The following is a 14,694-nucleotide window of genomic DNA, read 5'->3' on the forward strand; positions in this document are numbered from 1 at the left end:
TCGGCTCGTATTCTGACGCGAACCTCTTGATCAACGCGGTCTCGTCCGTCAGCGCAGGGTCGACAGGTGGCGGTCGAGGGCCGCGTACGACTCGGCGGTGCCCTGCGCCATGCCGGTCTCGACCATGCCGTCGCGTTGGGCGGCGGTATCGAAGCGGGTGGTGCTGGTGAGCAGCGTGCCGCCGTCCTGCTCGGTGAAGACAAGCGTCTCCACCGCCACCTGGCCGGGCATGCCCTCGAACTCGAAGGTCTGCACGATCCGCTCCGGCGCGGCGATCTGCCGGAACTCACCCCGGAAGGCGTAGTCGTTGCCGTCCGGGGCGTGCTCGACGATGCGGTAGCGGCCGCCCTCGCGGAAGTCGATCTCGACGTCCGCCGGATTGCCCCGACACCACCAGTGCTTGAGGTGCTCGGCCTTGGTGTGCGCGGCGAAGACGAGGTCTCGCGGGGCGTCGAACGAACGGACCATCGTGATGTCCCGCTCGGAGGACACGTCGACCGTCAGGTCACGGGTCTCGGTCATGGCTGGTCTCCTTCAGGTCGTGTAGATAGTCGTCAAGGGCGTCGTAGCGCTCGGCCCAGAGCTGGCGGTACTGGTCGACCCACTCAGCGGCGGTGCGCAGCGGCGTCGGATCGAGGCGGCACCGCCGCCACTGGGCGTCGCGGGTCCGCACGATCAGCCCGGCACGCTCCAGCACGCCCAGGTGCTTGGAGATGGCCTGGAGGCTGATCGGAAATGGCGCCGCCAGTTCGTTGACCGTCGCCTCACCGGCGGCGAGCCGGGCCAGGATGGCGCGGCGGGTCGGGTCGGCGAGCGCGCCGAACACGGCGCTGACCGGGTCCGCTGTCATGTCGCTTTCAACCACCTAGCTAATTAACCGGTAGGTTGAATCTACAGCTCGAACGCCGACTGTCAACGGTTCCACCGGAACAAGACCGTGATTCGACCCGACACACGGGTACGGGAGGAACAGCCCGATACGACCGACGAGAGGACCCGCTCGTGGCGAGCATTTCTGCCCTCGTACTCAACTGCACCCTCAAGCCGTCGCCCGCCCCCTCCAGCTCCGAGCAACTGGGCCGGGAGGTGCTGGCCGAACTGGCCCGCCAGGGCGTGGACGGTGAGATCGTCCGGGTGGTCGACCACGACGTGCGCTTCGGGGTGTCGACCGACGAGGGCCACGGCGACGGCTGGCCCGCCATCCGCGCCAAGCTGCTCGCCGCCCAGATCCTGATCGTGGCCATGCCGATCTGGCTCGGCCAGCCCGCCAGCGTCGCCAAGATGGTCCTCGAACGCCTTGACGCCGAACTGTCCGAGACCGACGACGAGGGGCGACTGCTCACCTACGGCAAGGTGGCCGGCGTCGCGGTCGTCGGCAACGAGGACGGGGCGCACCACAGCATCGCCGAGGTGCAGGCGGCGCTCAACGAGGTGGGCTTCACCGTCGCCGCGGCCGGCGCGACCTACTGGGTCGGCGAGGCGCTCCACACGGTGGACTACCGCGACGCCGGCCCCAAGCCGGACACCACCGGCCGCACCACCAAGGCCCTCGCGCTCAACAGCGCCCACCTGGCCCGGCTGCTCGCCGATCAGCCGTACCCGCCGCCGGAGGCGCAGGGTGCCGCTGTCGGTCCGAGCCGTGAGCCAGCCTGACGGGACGGCCGGGGGGTACGGTCAGCGCCAGCCGTAGCCGGTACGCAGCGCCTGCCCGACCCGGTCGAACCGGGGCCGATCCAGCACGGCGCCCTCGCGGCGGATGCTGTCCTCGCGCATGGTGAGCACGCGGTCCAGCCGGACCCAGCTCGGCCGGTTGTCCCGGTCCCACTCGCCGGGGCCGAGCGCGAACCAGTGGCGCTGCCCGTCGCGCTCGCTCTGACTGGACAGCATCAGCCCGAACAGCGTCCGACTGTGCCGCCCGACCACCAGCACCGGGCGGTCCTTGCCCTGGCGGGGGTCGTCCTCGTACGGCACCCACGTCCAGACGATCTCACCCGGGTCGGCCTGCCCGTCGACCTCCGGCGCGTAGCTCAACTCGCGCCGCTGCAACGCGTTCACCTGACGGGGACGGGCCACCCGCGCCGGCGACGGCCCGGTCCGCCGGGGCGACGGAATTGCCGCGCCCACCCGGGAGATGCGTTGCGCCACGTTCCTCAACAGACCAGCCACGGCGGGCAGCCTACCGGTCGCCGCGAGGACCGCCGGAGTCGGCGCACTGCGGCAGACTGACCCGATGGACGAACTGCCCGACGACCTGCCGATCCTCGAGCGGCGCGCGGTACGCGTGGTCGTCTGCGACGACACCGACCGGGTGTTGCTGTTCCATACCCGCGACCCGGACCACCCCCGGCTGGGCACCTGGTGGGAGCTGCCCGGCGGCGGCATGGACCCGGGCGAGACGTACCGGGAAACGGCCGTGCGGGAACTGCGCGAGGAGACCGGCATCATGGTCACCGCCGACCAGGTGGGCGCGCCGACCTGGCGACGGCGGGCCACCTTCCTGCACCGCCAGCTACGCCATGTCCAGGACGAGGTGGTCGTCGCCGTACGACTGACCGCTCCCGGCCCGGACGTGGACGAGACGGACCGGCTCGACTACGAGCTGGAGGACTACTTCGGCTTCCGCTGGTGGCCCTTGACCGAGGTGGTTACCAGCCGGGAGCGCTTCTATCCCGGCCAGCTCCCCCGACTGATCACGCCCTTCCTGGCCGGCGAGCGGATCGAGGAGCCGTTCGAACTGTGGTCGTGAGCGGGTCGGCGGGGATGCCGGACCGGGGTGGGCCGGGCAGAGTGGAGGCATGACGACCGACCTGCACGGCCCGCTGTCCGCGTACGCCGAGCGGCTGCACGCCACGATCGGCGACCGGCACCACGTCGCTTCGCCGCTCGGCGCCTGGCTGCTGCTCGCTGTCACCGCCGCGACGACCGGAGCCGGCCAGGCGACCGACTCGGACCCGGCGGCCGGCCCGGCCACGGCGGCCGAGGGGCTGGCGGCGGCGCTGGGCACCGACCTGGCCAGCGCCGCGAAGGTGGCCCACGCCCTGCTGGACGCGCCGCATCCGCTGGTCACGTCCGCCACCGCGCTGTGGCTTCGTACGCGTCACCTGGTCGACGAGCCGGCCCGATGGCGTGCGGCGCTCCCCGCGACGACCGAGGTCGGCACGCTCCCCGACCAGGCCGGGCTGGACGCCTGGGCGCGCGAGCACACCGACGGCCTGATCGAGACGTTCCCCCTGAAGGTCAGCCCCGACGTGGTGTTCTCCCTGGCCAGCGCGCTCGCGACCCGGATCTCGTGGGCCGAGCCGTTCGACGTCGCCGACGCCCGCGCGCTCGGCCCGGACAGCTCGTGGACGGGCCTGCGCCAGGTGCTGCGCAGCCCGGATCACGGGCACCGGGGTGCCATCGTCGCGACCGAGGGTTCGGGTGACGTGATCGTGCACGTCGCCAGGGCCCAGGCGAGCGAGGGCGCGGGGCTGGTGGTCCTCTCGGTGGCCGCCGCGCGGCACGTGCCGGCGGCCGATGTGCTCGCCACCGCGTACCGGCTCAGTGCCGGCGCGGCCGACGGCGCGCAACCGGCCGGTCGCCGCTCGTTGTTCGACCTGCCGCTGGGCGAGACTTCTCTGTGGACGCTGCGCGAGGAGCGGGTGCGGACCCGCGCCCGTGACGGCCGCGAGGAGCGGCACCAGGCCCTTCTCCCCTGCTGGTCGGCGCGCAGTGACCACGATCTGACCGCCGAGTCGCTGGGTTTCCCCGCCGCCGCGGCGACGCTGGCCCGGGCGCTCGACCAACCGGTGCAGGGCTTCGAGGCGCGGCAGGTGGCGATGGCGCGGTACGGCCGGTACGGGTTCGAGGCTGCGGCGGTGACCGGCATGTTCGGCACGGTCAGCCTGCCGCCGGAGGGGGTCGCCCGGACCGCCGAGCTGCGCTTCGGCCATCCGTACGCCGTGGTGGCGGTCGCCACCGACAGCAGGGCCGACGGGACCAGCGGGCCGTGGCACGGGGTGCCGGTCTTCTCCGCCTGGGTCAGCGAGCCGGACGACCTGCCGGACGCCGAGAGGTGCGGCCGTTGATCCACTCCAGCTCGGCGATGTCGCGGCATCCCCGCGCGCGGATGCCGCGATGCCGGCGAGCTGCCGTGGATCACTGACCGTCCTCGGTCACGCCGGGTCGGAGTGGTCCTCGTCGAGCGGCAGTCGGGCCACCATCTCGTGGAACTCCCGTACGGTCATCGCCTCGCGCAAGGTCGCGAAGACGGCACCGGTGCCGACCCGTGCGGTGGCCGGGTCCACTCCGGCACGCTGGGCCACCCGACGGAGGAAGTCCACCGGTCCGGCGTCCATCGGCGGCGGGGTGGCAACGGACCCACCGAGGTCGAGGCCCACACCGGTGTCGGGCCCGTCCGCGCGGGTGGTCGGGGCCGAGGGCGGGGCGGCGTCCGACGCGAAGTCGTACAGGTAGCCGTCGACCTGGTCGGGCAGGTGTCCGGCAGGGTCCGGCGGCGCCTCGGTGACCCGCTCCGCCATCGTGGTGAGCACCGCGCGGGCGAGGACAGCGGCCTGCGCGGCCGGTAGGCCGGAGCGCCGGGACACCGCGTCGATGAACTGCGGAAACCCGTCGCCGCCCGCGCTGTCGGTCACGCCGGGCGGTTACCCGTACTCGACGGGGGCAAACGACGCCCGGGCCCGGCCAGCGCCCGTCAGCGCAGCAGGTCGACGGCCAGCAGGTGGTCGAAGATGAGCTGGTCGACCGGGGAGGTGCGATGCCGGTCGGCGTACCCGAGCCAGGCCATCTCGGCGATCTCGCTGGCCGGTCGCAACCCACCCCGGTACCCGGCCCGGTAGCAGGACATCCGCACCGCGACGCCGGCCGCGTGCCCGTGCGCCTGGGCGGTGAACGTGCCCAGGTGCGTCGCGCCGCGTACGTCCACCTCGACGCTCAGCTCCTCGGCGATCTCCCGGCGCAGGGTCTCCAGGTCGCTCTCGCCAGGCTCGCGCTTGCCGCCGGGCAGGTACCACACGTCCTTGCCCTGCGAACGGGTGCTCAGCACCCGTCCGTCCTCGATCAGGAGCCAGGCCACCTTGTCGATCTCGCGCACGTCATCCCCTCACGGCCGCCGGGACGGGCACGCTACCAGGCGTCGGCGTTCAGGGCGGTTGCTCGTCGGCGAGCAGGTCGAGCAGCAGCGCGGCGGTCCAACTGAACGCCGGTGAGCCCAAGCCGGCCCCCGTGTCGGGGTGGAAGTACTCGTGGCAGCCCGCCCCGGCGACCAGGTCGATCATCGAGCGGCGCAGGCCCGCCGCCAGCTCGGGGTGCCCGTGGGTGGCCAGGCCGCGCCGCACCAGCCAGCCGACGTTCAGCCAACTCGGCCCGCGCCAGTAGCGCAACGGTTCGAAGTCGGCCGCGGTGCGGTCGTAGCTGGGCAGTGGGCGGTCCATTCCCCGGGCCACCCCGAAGCGCGCCGACGTCGCCTCGACGACGAGCGCCGCGGCCTGCCGGGTGGGCAGGTCGGGCAGGAGCAGCGGCGCGAGCCCGAGCACGGTACGCGCGCCGATCAGCCGGTCGGTGCGCAGGTCACGCGGCTTGAACGTGCCGGTGCCCGGGTCGTACAGCCGTCGTACCAACGCCTCGGTGACACGGTCCGCGCGGACCCGGTGCGGGCCGGGGTCCGCGCCGACCAGCGTGGCGATCTCGGCCAGCGTGTGCTCGGCGGACCCGAACGCCGCGTTGAACAGCGGGCACTCCACCAGGAACGGATGACCGTCGGCCAGGTCGTGGTCGGCGTAGCCGTGATCGCGGTAGGCCGCGACGATCGCCAGGTAGCGCGCGTAGTCCAGGTCCGTGGGGCGGTGCGCGGCGTCGGCGTGCGCGGTGTCGTGCCGGCGGTACGCGCGCATGACGGCCGCCTCGGCGTCGACCGCGGCCATCGGCTCGTCCCAGGCGGGGCTGTTGTCCAGACCGGACTCCCACGGGTGTACGACGCACACCAGCCCGTCGCCGGCCACGTCCCGCCGCTTCGCCAGGTAGCTCTGCTGGGCGACAAGCGCCGGATAGAGCCGGTGCAGCGCCACCAGGCCGGCCTGATCGGGTGCCCGGCGGTAGGCCAGCAGCGCGGCGAGCGCGTGCACCGGCGGCTGCACGAGGCCGGAGGTGTCCACGCTCGGCGCGCCCTCGGCGTCGGCCGAGCGCCACAGCTCCGGGCCGGGGAAGTACGCGCCGAGGCGCAGCGCCGGGTTGAACACGATGTGCGGCACCCGCCCGTCGGCCCACTGCGCCCGGAACAGGCTGGTCAGCTCCCGCCAGGCCCGCTCGGGCCGGACGTGCGCCAACCCGATCGCGATGAACGCCGAATCCCAACTCCACTGGTGCGGGTAGAGCGTGCGCGACGGCACCGTGTGGTCGTGCTCCCAGTTCGCGTCGAGGGTGGCGACGGCCAGCCGGCGCAGCCCGGCCAGATCGGTCGGACCACCGGCGCGGGTGGGGACAGCGCCGGCGGTCATGCGGCGGCCCGGCGGGGTAGCGCGTGCCGCAGCACCGTCGCGGCCTCCTGGAGGGCGCGGACGGGATCGCCGCGCAGTCGGCACTCCAGGGACAGCCAGCCCCGGTAGTCCAGCTCCAGCAGGGTCCGCACGAGCGCCGGCCAGTCCAGGTGCCCCGCGCCCGGCTGGTACCGGTTGGAGTCGCTGACCTGCACGTGCCCGAGGTACGGCGCTGCGGTGCGCAGCGCCAGGTGCACGTCGTCCTCCTCGATGTTCATGTGGAAGGTGTCGGCGACCACCTGGACCGAGGGCAGCCCGAGGGCGGCGCAGAGGGCGACCGCCTCGTCGAGCCGGTTGACCATGTGGTCCTCGTACCGGTTGAGGGGTTCGAGGAACAGGGTGACCCCCTCGGCCCGGGCGTGCTCGCCGAGGATGCCGAGGGCGTCGAGGAGCACCTGCCGGTCGTCGGCCGGCGGGCGCGGCGGCTCGAACGGCGGCAACCGCCGGGAGAACATGCCCCACGCGGCCGGGGTCATGACCCCGACACCGCCCAGCTCGGCGATGACCGAGAGCTGGGAGCGCAGGTTGCGGATCGCGTCGGCGGACCGGTCGGGGTCGAAGTCGCCGATGAAGTGGTCCATCTCGACGCAGACGGTGGGCATCACCACCCCGGCGGCGCGGGCCCGGCGCAGCTCGGGCAGGCGGCGGGCGAAGGCGAGGTCACCGCGACCCCGCAGTTCGATGCCCTGGTAGCCGAGGGCGGTGGCGAGGGCGTACTTCTGGATCAGGTTGGTGCCCGGCAGGAGTTGTTCCTGGCAGGCGAGCGCGATGGTGGTCATCTAGAACCTCAACACCACTTGGAGGACGTCACCGGCGCCGCGGTCGAGCAGCGCGAGGGCGTCGGCGACCGCGCTGGCGTCGACGATGTGGCTGACCAGCGGCAACGGGTCGACGCTGCGGTCGGCCACCAGCTCCATGAAGGTCTGCGCCACCCGGTCGCCGGTCCACCGGCCGGCCATGCTCGGCGCGGGGGTGGGTCCGGAGACCTGGGCGGCCACCAACTGGATGCGGTTGTGGTGGAACTCCTCGCCGAGGCCGAGTCCTTCGGCGTGGCCCTGGTAGAAGCCGGCGGCCACGACCCGGCCGGCGTGTGCGGTGGAGCGGATCGCCTCGTGCAGCGCCGGGTACGCCCCGGACAGCTCCAGACAGACGTCCGCGCCCCGGCCACCGGTGGCCTCGCGCAGCACGCTGGCGGCGGACTGTGTACCGGCGTCCACGGTGGACCTGGCGCCGTAGCGGGTGGCGTGGGCCAGTCGGCCGGGCACCCGGTCGACGGCCACCACCCGGGCGCCGGAGAGAGCCGCGAGACGGGTGGCCAGCAGCCCGATGACACCCTGCCCGAAGACGCCGACCCAGTCCCCCAGGTGCAGGTCACCGGCGAGAACGGCGGTCAGCGCGATGGCGCCGGGCCGGGCGAAGACCGCGACGAGCGGGTCCAGCCCGACGGGCAGTGGACGCACCGCGTCGGCGGGCAGCACGGCCTCGGCGCGGTGCCCCCAGATGCCCCACACGAGCTGGCCCGGATGCCGGTCGGGGACCTCCGCGGCCACCTCGACGACCTCGCCGACCTCCTCGTAACCGAAGCCGATCAACGGGTACGGCACGGGGGCCTGGCGGGGGACGAACATGCGGGCGGTGTCGTCCCAGTCCTTGCTGAGCCGGGGATTGCTGCCCCGGTAGAGGGTCAGCTCGGTGCCGGCGGAGATGCCCGAGTAGCAGGTGCGGACCCGGACCTGGCCGGGGCCGAGCGGATCTGGTGGACAGGGCTCGAGACTGATCCGTCGAGGCCCGGCGAGGGAGACCACCCAGTTGCCCATGTGTCACATCCCGGTAGCACTGGGCTCCAGGATAGCCAAAAAATAGCCATATGTCTTGCTATTAATCAATCGAAGGTGTTGAATCCGTCTTGTACCCTTCGAGAGGAGTGCCACCGATGTCAGCACCTCCGAGGCGGATACTCGCCACCACCCTGATCCTGGCACTGGCCGGGTCGACCCTGCTGGCCTGCGGAGATGACGGATCCGACAGCAACAGCAAAAAGATCACCGTGTGGAGCCTGGAGGACGTCGCCGACCGCGTCACCGCCACCAAGGCGATCATCGCGGACTTCACCGCCAAGACCGGGATCCAGGTCGACCTCGTCACCGTCAACGAGGACCAGTTCCCCTCGTTGATCGCCGCAAACGCCGCCGCCGGCGAGCTGCCCGACGTGGTCGGCTCGGTGTCCCTGGCCGGCATCCGCACCCTCGCGGGTAACGAGCTGCTGCACGCCTCGGCTAACGCGGAGGTCGTCGACAAGCTGGGCCGGCAGACGTTCTCGCCCCGGGCGCTGGAGCTGACCTCGGACGACGGCAAGCAGCTCTCCGTCCCCAGTGACGGGTGGGGCCAACTGCTCGTCTACCGCAAGGACCTGTTCGACGCCGCCGGCCTGCCCGCCCCCGACACGTACGAGCGGATCGCCACCGCGGCGGCGAAGCTGAACACCGGCGGCGTCGCCGGCATCACCGCGGCGACCTCGCCCAGCGACGTGTTCACCCAGCAGACCTTCGAGCACCTGGCGCTCGCCAACGGTTGCCAGCTCACCGACGACTCCGGCGGGGTCACCCTCGACTCGCCACAGTGCGTCGAGGCGTTCCGCTTCTACGGCGACCTGATCCGCGCCAGCTCGGTGAAGGGCGCGCAGGACGTGGACACCACCCGGGCCACCTACTTCGCGGGCAAGGCGGCCATGGTGATCTGGTCGCCGTTCATCCTCGACGAGTTGGCCGGGCTCCGGAACGACGCCAAGCCGACCTGTCCGCAGTGCCAGGCCGACCCGACGTTCCTGGCCAAGAACAGCGGGTTCGTCACCGCGATCAAGGGTCCGAACGGCACCGAACCCGCGCAGTACGGCGAGATCAGCTCGTGGGCGGTACTCGACGGCGCGGTGGCCGACCCGGCCAAGTCGTTCGTGGAGTACATGCTCGGCGACGGCTACCCGCGCTGGTTCGGCATGTCCCCCGAGGGTCGGTTCCCGGTACGCAAGGGCACCCCGGCCGAGCCGGAGGCGTTCCTGACCGCATGGAACACCAGCCCGGCCGGTGTGGACACCAAGAAGCCCCTCGCCGACGTGTACGGCGACGACGTGCTGGCCACGCTGCGACGCAGTCCGGACACGTTCGGGCGCTGGGGGCTCAGCCAGGGGCAGGGCAAGTTGGTGGGCGCCATGCTCGGTGAGCTGCCGGTGCCCAAGGTGCTGGGCGACCTCATCGCCGGCAAGTCCGACGCGGCGGGCGCCGCCGGCCGGGCCAAGAAGGACGTCGAGGCGATCAAGGCGGGCGTCAATTGACCACCACCGCCCCCGAGACCGGCCGCTCCCCCGCCGGGGAGCGGCCGGAGCGCGCCCGCCGTCGACCGCTGACGCTGCGCCGCCGTGAGTCCCGCGCCGGGCTGGCGCTGGTCGCGCCGACCCTGCTGGTCACCATCGCCGTCATCGGCATCCCGATCGTCTGGACCGTGGTGCTCGCCTTCCAGCGGGTCCGGCTCGCCACCCTGCGCAAGACCGGCCTGTTCGGCGAGCTCACCATGGACAACATCGACCGGGTGCTGCACACCCCCGGCTTCGCCGACACGCTGTGGGTCACCCTGCTCTACAGCGTCGGCGGCACCGCCGGGTCGATCCTGCTCGGCATGGTCGCCGCGCTCGTCGTCCGCCGCCCGTTCCGGGGTCGCACCCTGGTACGGGCGTCCATGCTGCTGCCGTACGTGGCGCCGGTGGTCGCGGTGACCTTCCTCTGGCAGGTGATGCTCGACCCGCAGCTCGGCATCGTCAACCACTGGGGTCAGCGCCTGCTCGGCTGGGACGCGCCCGTGCCGTTCCTCACCCAGGAATCGACGGCGCTGGCCACGGTCATCGTGTTCGAGACGTGGCGATACTTCCCGTTCGCGTTCCTGTTCCTGCTGGCCCGGCTCCAGGCGGTGCCGGGCGAGCTGGAGGAGGCCGCCCGTGTCGACGGTGCCACTCCCACCCAGCGGTTCCGGCACATCCTGCTGCCGCAGCTCCTGCCGGTGATGGCCCTGCTGGGGGTGCTGCGCTTCATCATGACGTTCAACAAGTTCGACGACGTGTACCTGCTCACCGGCGGGGCCGCCGGCACCGAGGTGGTCAGCGTCCGGGTGTACGAGTTCCTCACCGCCCGTACCGACATCGGGGCGGCCGCCGCGCAGGCGGTCGTGCTGGCCGTGGTGCTCATCGTGTTCGTGCTGATCTACCTACGCTTCTTCGGACGGAGGGTCGACTGATGGACCGCGACATGATCGAGACGGTGAGCCTGCGCTGGCTGCGCCGCCTGGTGATCGCCGCGTTCCTGGTGGTCACCGTCTTCCCCTTCTACTACATGCTGGTGCTCTCGGTACGCCCCATCGAGCGGCTGCTGCTCGACCCCGGCTCGCTTGTCGTCGGCTTCGGCGAGCTGACCGTCGCCACGTATGCGGAGGTGCTCAAGGCCACCGACGACGGCGGCCAGGGATTCCTCACCTTCATCCGCAACAGCGGTCTGGTCGCCGTCGCGGCGACAGTGCTCACGTTGCTCGTGGCGATCCCCGGCGCGTACGCGGTGGCCCGGCTGCGGTTCTTCGGTCGGCGGCAGGTCGACTTCCTGTTCCTGGCGGTCTACCTGTTCCCCTCGATCGTCATCGCGATCCCGCTGTTCGTGGTGTTCAGCCTTGCCGGCCTGCGCGGTTCCCTGTTCGGGCTGGTGCTGGTCTACATCTCGCAGACCCTGCCGGTCTCGGTCTACATGCTGAAGAACTACTTCGAGACCATCCCCGTCAGTCTGGAGGAGTCCGCGGCCATCGACGGCGCCAGCCGGCTCGGCATCATCCGCCGGGTCAGCCTGCCGCTCGCCGCGCCATCGATCATGGCGGTCGCGCTGTACGACTTCATGATCGCCTGGAACGAGTTCCTGTTCGCCCTGCTGTTCCTCGTCGACAAGCCCGACCGGTGGACGGTGTCGCTCGGGTTGTCGCTGCTCTCCGACGGCGTGGAGGTGCCCAAGACGGTGCTGATGGCCGGGTCGGTCGTCCTCACCCTGCCCATCGTGATCCTCTTCTTCGCGAGTGAACGGCTGCTGACCGAGGGTCTGACCAGCGGCGCGGAGAAGGGCTGAAGCTGCGGCCCGATCGGTGGCGGTCCAGCGGCTCGACACGCCGACCCCGGCGTTGCTGGACCGCCACCGATCGGCGTACCCGTCGGACCGACCCCGTCCGACCCGATTACCGTGGGCCGTATGGCCAACCCGACCCGCTGGGCGACCGACACCGGTCCGGAGCACTCGCAGTGGTACATCGACCGGTTCCGCAAGCTCGCCGCCGAGGGAGCCGACCTGGCCGGCGAGGCCCGGCTCGTCGACACGCTCGTCGTACCCGGTTCGCGGATCCTCGACGCCGGCAGCGGCACCGGCCGCGTCGGCGCGGCCCTGGCCCAGCGTGGGCACAGGGTGGTCGGGGTCGACGCCGACTCCGCGCTGGTGGAGGCCGCCCGCGCCGATCACCCCGGCCCGCGCTGGCTGGTCGCCGACCTGGCCGAGCTGGACCTGGCGGCGCTCGGCGAGACGGAGCCGTTCGACGCGGCGGTCCTCGCCGGCAACGTCCTCGCGTTCGTCGCCGTCGGCACCGAGCCGGAGGTCCTTCGACGGCTCGCCGGGCACCTGCGCCCGGACGGCGTCCTGGCGGTGGGCTTCGGCACCGAGCGCGGCTATCCGCTGAGCGCGTTCGACGCCGACGCGGTCGCCGCCGGGCTGCGCCTGGAGCACCGCTTCGCCACCTGGGACCTGCGCCCGTGGCGCGACGACGCCCCCTTCGCGGTCAGCATCCTGCGCCGCCCGGCCACCTGAGACAAGACCTGCGTCAGGGCAGGGCCGCTACCTCCCGAGCGGGGTCAGGACGGGGCGGCGACGGCCCGGGCCGCGGCCGGGTCGAGGGTCGCGCCGGCCGGCACGAGGCTGACCAGGCCGGCGGGAAGCCGCACCGGTCGCACGTCGCGGTAACCGAGCATCGCCGGTACCTCCCGGTCGGCCAGCACGTACCGTCGGCCCAGGTCGGTGACCACGGACAGCGCCCCCCCGGAGGCGCCGGGCGCCGCGGCGGCCTCGACCAGCGCTCCACCACCCGGCTGCACCACCACGTGGTCGGCCAGCGCCGCGCCGCCGGTTGGCGCGGTCCGCGGAACGGCCGACAGGTCCGGCAGGTGTACGCCCCAGCGCACCTCGCCCGCACCGTCGTCGCCGACGCGGGTGCAGATCGCCGCGTCGTCGGTGGCGGCGAGCCGCGGCGGTACGGGCGGCGGAGCGGTCGGGCCGCTCGGGGTGAGGTCGGGCATCGTGGGCACGGCGGCGAACCGCCCCAACGTCATCGGTTCCGACTCCCCCTGCCCGGTGCGGGCCAGCAGCAGCCCGGCCTGCAACTCGGTGATCCCGGCCAGCCCGTCGTCGAGTGCCACCGCGTACTGGCGGCCGCCGCCCGAGTTGCGCACGAGATAGACCTGACCGATGGTGGCGCCGGGCACCCGTGTGGAGGGTCGGCCCTCGCCGGGCAGCGCCGGCGGAGCCAGGTCGACGCCGGCAGGGAACGCGTTGAGCAGGGCGGGAGCGACCGACACCGCCCGCGTCCGGGTGGTCGCCAGCGCGGCCAGCACCCGGCTGGGATCGCGGATCAGGTAGCGGCGCTGGTGCCACACGAGGTGGAGCCCGCCATCCGGATGGCGCAGCAGCAACGCGTCGTCACCGAGCGGCCGGCCGCCGTCGGGGTCGACGCCGATGAGCAGCGCCGAACGGCTGTCCGCGCCGGCCGTCGTCGAACAGACCGTCCAGGCCGCCTTCGCGAGCCCGCCCGGCGCGGGCAGCGAATCCGGTGCGTCGGCGATGCCCAGTGGCAGACCGCGCGGCACGCCGTCGATGGAACGCCGGGAGACCAGCACCGTCTTCGACCGGTCCGCCCCGACGATCAGCAACGCCGAGGCGTAGTTGAGCACCGGGTGCAGCTTCTGCTCGCGGTAGACGAACCGGGCGCCGGACTCCTTCTCGACGATCACCGCGCCCGGGTCGCGCCATCCGGTGCCGCCACCGGCGAACAGTCCGTAGAGCGCCGAACCCCCGAGCCCGATCACCGCCACGAGGACGCTGGCCAGGCCCGCGCCCGCCAGCCGCCGAAACGGCGACTGCGCCGGGTCGGTCTCCCGCATCACCAGCGCGGCGACCGCCCGCTGGACGCTGAACTGGTAGGAGTGCAGCTGATCCTGCCGCGACGGCATGACGTCCCTTCCGCTGGTTCGACCGGGCACAGGATATGCGCTGCGTCGATGTCCCGTGGACCCTGCGTGGCGGGCCGGGGTCCGGTCGGTACCATCCGGGGACGAATCCGGCGGCGAGAGGGCATCCGTGGGCGCGCGCTTCGAGGAACTGGCCTGGCGGGAGACCCCGATCGGCGCGATCAGCCTGCGGCGGCGCCGCGATCCGGCGCTCCACCTCGAGGTGTACGAGGTCAAGCTCGACGACGAGTACCTGATGTCCAGCCTCTTCCCCGTCGCCGAGATCGAGCTGGCCCGCCTCGGTCTCGCCGAGCTGACCGGGGACACCCTCGACGTGGTGGTCGGCGGCCTCGGACTGGGCTACACGGCGTGCACCGCGCTGGCCGACCCGCGGGTGCGGGCGCTGCTCGTCGTGGAGGCCATCGAGGACGTCATCGACTGGCACCGGCGGGGACTGCTGCCGTTCGCGGCCGGGCTGGCCGAGGACCCGCGGACCCGGTTCGCGCAGGCCGACTTCTTCGCCGCCGTGGCAGGTGACGAGGGGTTCGACGCGCAGAATCCCGGGCGACGCTTCGACGCGGTCCTGCTCGACGTCGACCACTCGCCGCGCAACGTCCTGCACCCGAGCCACGCGCTCTTCTACACGCCGGACGGCCTCCGTCGGCTCGCCGCGCTGCTCCGGCCGGAGGGTGTCTTCGCGCTCTGGTCGGACGACCCACCGGACGACGACTTCGTCGCGGCGCTCGCGGAGGTGTTCGCGACCGTGCGGGCACACGTCGTGCCGTTCGCCAACCCGCTGACCGGGGGCCAGTCCGCCAACACCGTCTACGTCGCCCGCCGCTGACCCCCCCGGGGGGGGGGGGGGGGGGCGGGCGC

17 protein-coding genes are annotated in these 14,694 nt (G+C 72.6%); 8 read left to right on the forward strand and 9 right to left on the reverse strand.

What is annotated here, in order from left to right; genetic code table 11:
* Positions 1-48 precede the first annotated feature (48 nt).
* Both ABZV06_RS05740 and ABZV06_RS05745 read right to left on the reverse strand, forming a co-directional pair.
* Positions 49-522 (reverse strand): SRPBCC family protein, encoded by a 474-nt coding sequence (locus ABZV06_RS05740; protein ID WP_355233110.1) that lies wholly within the window; start codon positions 520-522, stop codon positions 49-51.
* Positions 506-850, reverse strand: a complete 345-nt coding sequence (locus tag ABZV06_RS05745) for a metalloregulator ArsR/SmtB family transcription factor (protein ID WP_355233109.1) — start codon at positions 848-850, stop codon at positions 506-508. The genes ABZV06_RS05740 and ABZV06_RS05745 overlap by 17 nt, the downstream gene beginning before the upstream one ends.
* A gap of 152 nt (positions 851-1,002) precedes the next feature.
* Between ABZV06_RS05745 and ABZV06_RS05750 the strand changes: the two genes are divergently transcribed.
* Positions 1,003-1,653: an NAD(P)H-dependent oxidoreductase gene (locus ABZV06_RS05750; protein WP_355618959.1), complete on the forward strand. Its 651-nt coding sequence runs from the start codon at positions 1,003-1,005 to the stop codon at positions 1,651-1,653.
* A 21-nt stretch (positions 1,654-1,674) separates the two neighbouring features.
* Here the strand turns inward: ABZV06_RS05750 and ABZV06_RS05755 are convergent, their stop codons facing one another.
* Positions 1,675-2,166, reverse strand: a complete 492-nt coding sequence (locus tag ABZV06_RS05755) for a type II toxin-antitoxin system PemK/MazF family toxin (protein ID WP_355233107.1) — start codon at positions 2,164-2,166, stop codon at positions 1,675-1,677.
* A 64-nt stretch (positions 2,167-2,230) separates the two neighbouring features.
* Between ABZV06_RS05755 and ABZV06_RS05760 the strand changes: the two genes are divergently transcribed.
* Both ABZV06_RS05760 and ABZV06_RS05765 read left to right on the forward strand, forming a co-directional pair.
* Positions 2,231-2,746 (forward strand): NUDIX domain-containing protein, encoded by a 516-nt coding sequence (locus ABZV06_RS05760; RefSeq protein ID WP_355233106.1) that lies wholly within the window; start codon positions 2,231-2,233, stop codon positions 2,744-2,746.
* A 49-nt stretch (positions 2,747-2,795) separates the two neighbouring features.
* The gene (locus ABZV06_RS05765) at positions 2,796-4,067 is read left to right on the forward strand and encodes a hypothetical protein (RefSeq protein WP_355618962.1); all 1,272 of its coding nucleotides are present in this window, start codon (positions 2,796-2,798) and stop codon (positions 4,065-4,067) included.
* Between the two features lie 87 nt (positions 4,068-4,154).
* Here ABZV06_RS05765 and ABZV06_RS05770 read toward each other — a convergent pair whose 3' ends face one another.
* Genes ABZV06_RS05770 through ABZV06_RS05790 form a run of 5 tightly spaced genes read right to left on the reverse strand, consistent with a single transcriptional unit; the run spans position 4,155 to position 8,350 of the window.
* Positions 4,155-4,634: a DUF2267 domain-containing protein gene (locus tag ABZV06_RS05770; protein WP_355233104.1), complete on the reverse strand. Its 480-nt coding sequence runs from the start codon at positions 4,632-4,634 to the stop codon at positions 4,155-4,157.
* A 59-nt stretch (positions 4,635-4,693) separates the two neighbouring features.
* Positions 4,694-5,092: an NUDIX domain-containing protein gene (locus tag ABZV06_RS05775; RefSeq protein ID WP_355233103.1), complete on the reverse strand. Its 399-nt coding sequence runs from the start codon at positions 5,090-5,092 to the stop codon at positions 4,694-4,696.
* 49 nt (positions 5,093-5,141) lie between these two features.
* Complete coding sequence (locus ABZV06_RS05780) at positions 5,142-6,494, reverse strand: hypothetical protein (RefSeq protein WP_355618965.1); 1,353 nt, start codon at positions 6,492-6,494, stop codon at positions 5,142-5,144.
* Positions 6,491-7,312, reverse strand: a complete 822-nt coding sequence (locus tag ABZV06_RS05785; protein ID WP_355233101.1) for a sugar phosphate isomerase/epimerase family protein — start codon at positions 7,310-7,312, stop codon at positions 6,491-6,493. Before ABZV06_RS05785 ends, ABZV06_RS05780 begins: the two co-directional genes overlap by 4 nt.
* Complete coding sequence (locus ABZV06_RS05790) at positions 7,313-8,350, reverse strand: zinc-binding alcohol dehydrogenase (RefSeq protein WP_355233100.1); 1,038 nt, start codon at positions 8,348-8,350, stop codon at positions 7,313-7,315. It abuts the gene before it with no gap.
* A gap of 116 nt (positions 8,351-8,466) precedes the next feature.
* On the opposite strand from ABZV06_RS05790, the gene ABZV06_RS05795 reads away from it, so the two are divergent.
* The 4 genes from ABZV06_RS05795 (at position 8,467) to ABZV06_RS05810 (ending at position 12,406) form a co-directional block, all read left to right on the forward strand.
* On the forward strand, positions 8,467-9,861 hold the full coding sequence (locus ABZV06_RS05795) for an extracellular solute-binding protein (protein WP_355618968.1): 1,395 nt from the start codon (positions 8,467-8,469) through the stop codon (positions 9,859-9,861).
* Complete coding sequence (locus ABZV06_RS05800) at positions 9,858-10,814, forward strand: sugar ABC transporter permease (protein WP_355233098.1); 957 nt, start codon at positions 9,858-9,860, stop codon at positions 10,812-10,814. The genes ABZV06_RS05795 and ABZV06_RS05800 overlap by 4 nt, the downstream gene beginning before the upstream one ends.
* Complete coding sequence (locus ABZV06_RS05805) at positions 10,814-11,680, forward strand: carbohydrate ABC transporter permease (protein WP_355233097.1); 867 nt, start codon at positions 10,814-10,816, stop codon at positions 11,678-11,680. Before ABZV06_RS05800 ends, ABZV06_RS05805 begins: the two co-directional genes overlap by 1 nt.
* A gap of 120 nt (positions 11,681-11,800) precedes the next feature.
* On the forward strand, positions 11,801-12,406 hold the full coding sequence (locus ABZV06_RS05810; RefSeq protein ID WP_355233096.1) for a class I SAM-dependent methyltransferase: 606 nt from the start codon (positions 11,801-11,803) through the stop codon (positions 12,404-12,406).
* A 44-nt stretch (positions 12,407-12,450) separates the two neighbouring features.
* Here the strand turns inward: ABZV06_RS05810 and eccB are convergent, their stop codons facing one another.
* Positions 12,451-13,821, reverse strand: coding sequence for a type VII secretion protein EccB (gene eccB, locus ABZV06_RS05815; protein ID WP_355233095.1), 1,371 nt, complete (start codon positions 13,819-13,821; stop codon positions 12,451-12,453).
* 127 nt (positions 13,822-13,948) lie between these two features.
* Here eccB and ABZV06_RS05820 point away from each other — a divergent pair, with 127 nt between their 5' ends.
* Positions 13,949-14,662: a spermidine synthase gene (locus ABZV06_RS05820; RefSeq protein WP_355618970.1), complete on the forward strand. Its 714-nt coding sequence runs from the start codon at positions 13,949-13,951 to the stop codon at positions 14,660-14,662.
* The last annotated feature ends 32 nt before the right edge of the window (positions 14,663-14,694 follow it).

This window comes from Micromonospora sp. NPDC005172 (assembly GCF_040608555.1).
GTDB lineage: Bacteria > Actinomycetota > Actinomycetes > Mycobacteriales > Micromonosporaceae > Micromonospora.

What these genes read in the sequence shown, in the direction of transcription:
- ABZV06_RS05740 (WP_355233110.1), bottom strand. Translation starts at nt 522, where the DNA reads ATGACCGAGACCCGTGACCTGACGGTCGACGTGTCCTCCGAGCGGGAC.
- ABZV06_RS05745 (WP_355233109.1), bottom strand. Translation starts at nt 850, where the DNA reads ATGACAGCGGACCCGGTCAGCGCCGTGTTCGGCGCGCTCGCCGACCCG.
- ABZV06_RS05760 (WP_355233106.1), top strand. Translation starts at nt 2,231, where the DNA reads ATGGACGAACTGCCCGACGACCTGCCGATCCTCGAGCGGCGCGCGGTA.
- ABZV06_RS05765 (WP_355618962.1), top strand. Translation starts at nt 2,796, where the DNA reads ATGACGACCGACCTGCACGGCCCGCTGTCCGCGTACGCCGAGCGGCTG.
- ABZV06_RS05780 (WP_355618965.1), bottom strand. Translation starts at nt 6,494, where the DNA reads ATGACCGCCGGCGCTGTCCCCACCCGCGCCGGTGGTCCGACCGATCTG.
- ABZV06_RS05785 (WP_355233101.1), bottom strand. Translation starts at nt 7,312, where the DNA reads ATGACCACCATCGCGCTCGCCTGCCAGGAACAACTCCTGCCGGGCACC.
- ABZV06_RS05790 (WP_355233100.1), bottom strand. Translation starts at nt 8,350, where the DNA reads ATGGGCAACTGGGTGGTCTCCCTCGCCGGGCCTCGACGGATCAGTCTC.
- ABZV06_RS05795 (WP_355618968.1), top strand. Translation starts at nt 8,467, where the DNA reads ATGTCAGCACCTCCGAGGCGGATACTCGCCACCACCCTGATCCTGGCA.
- ABZV06_RS05805 (WP_355233097.1), top strand. Translation starts at nt 10,814, where the DNA reads ATGGACCGCGACATGATCGAGACGGTGAGCCTGCGCTGGCTGCGCCGC.
- ABZV06_RS05810 (WP_355233096.1), top strand. Translation starts at nt 11,801, where the DNA reads ATGGCCAACCCGACCCGCTGGGCGACCGACACCGGTCCGGAGCACTCG.
- eccB (WP_355233095.1), bottom strand. Translation starts at nt 13,821, where the DNA reads ATGCCGTCGCGGCAGGATCAGCTGCACTCCTACCAGTTCAGCGTCCAG.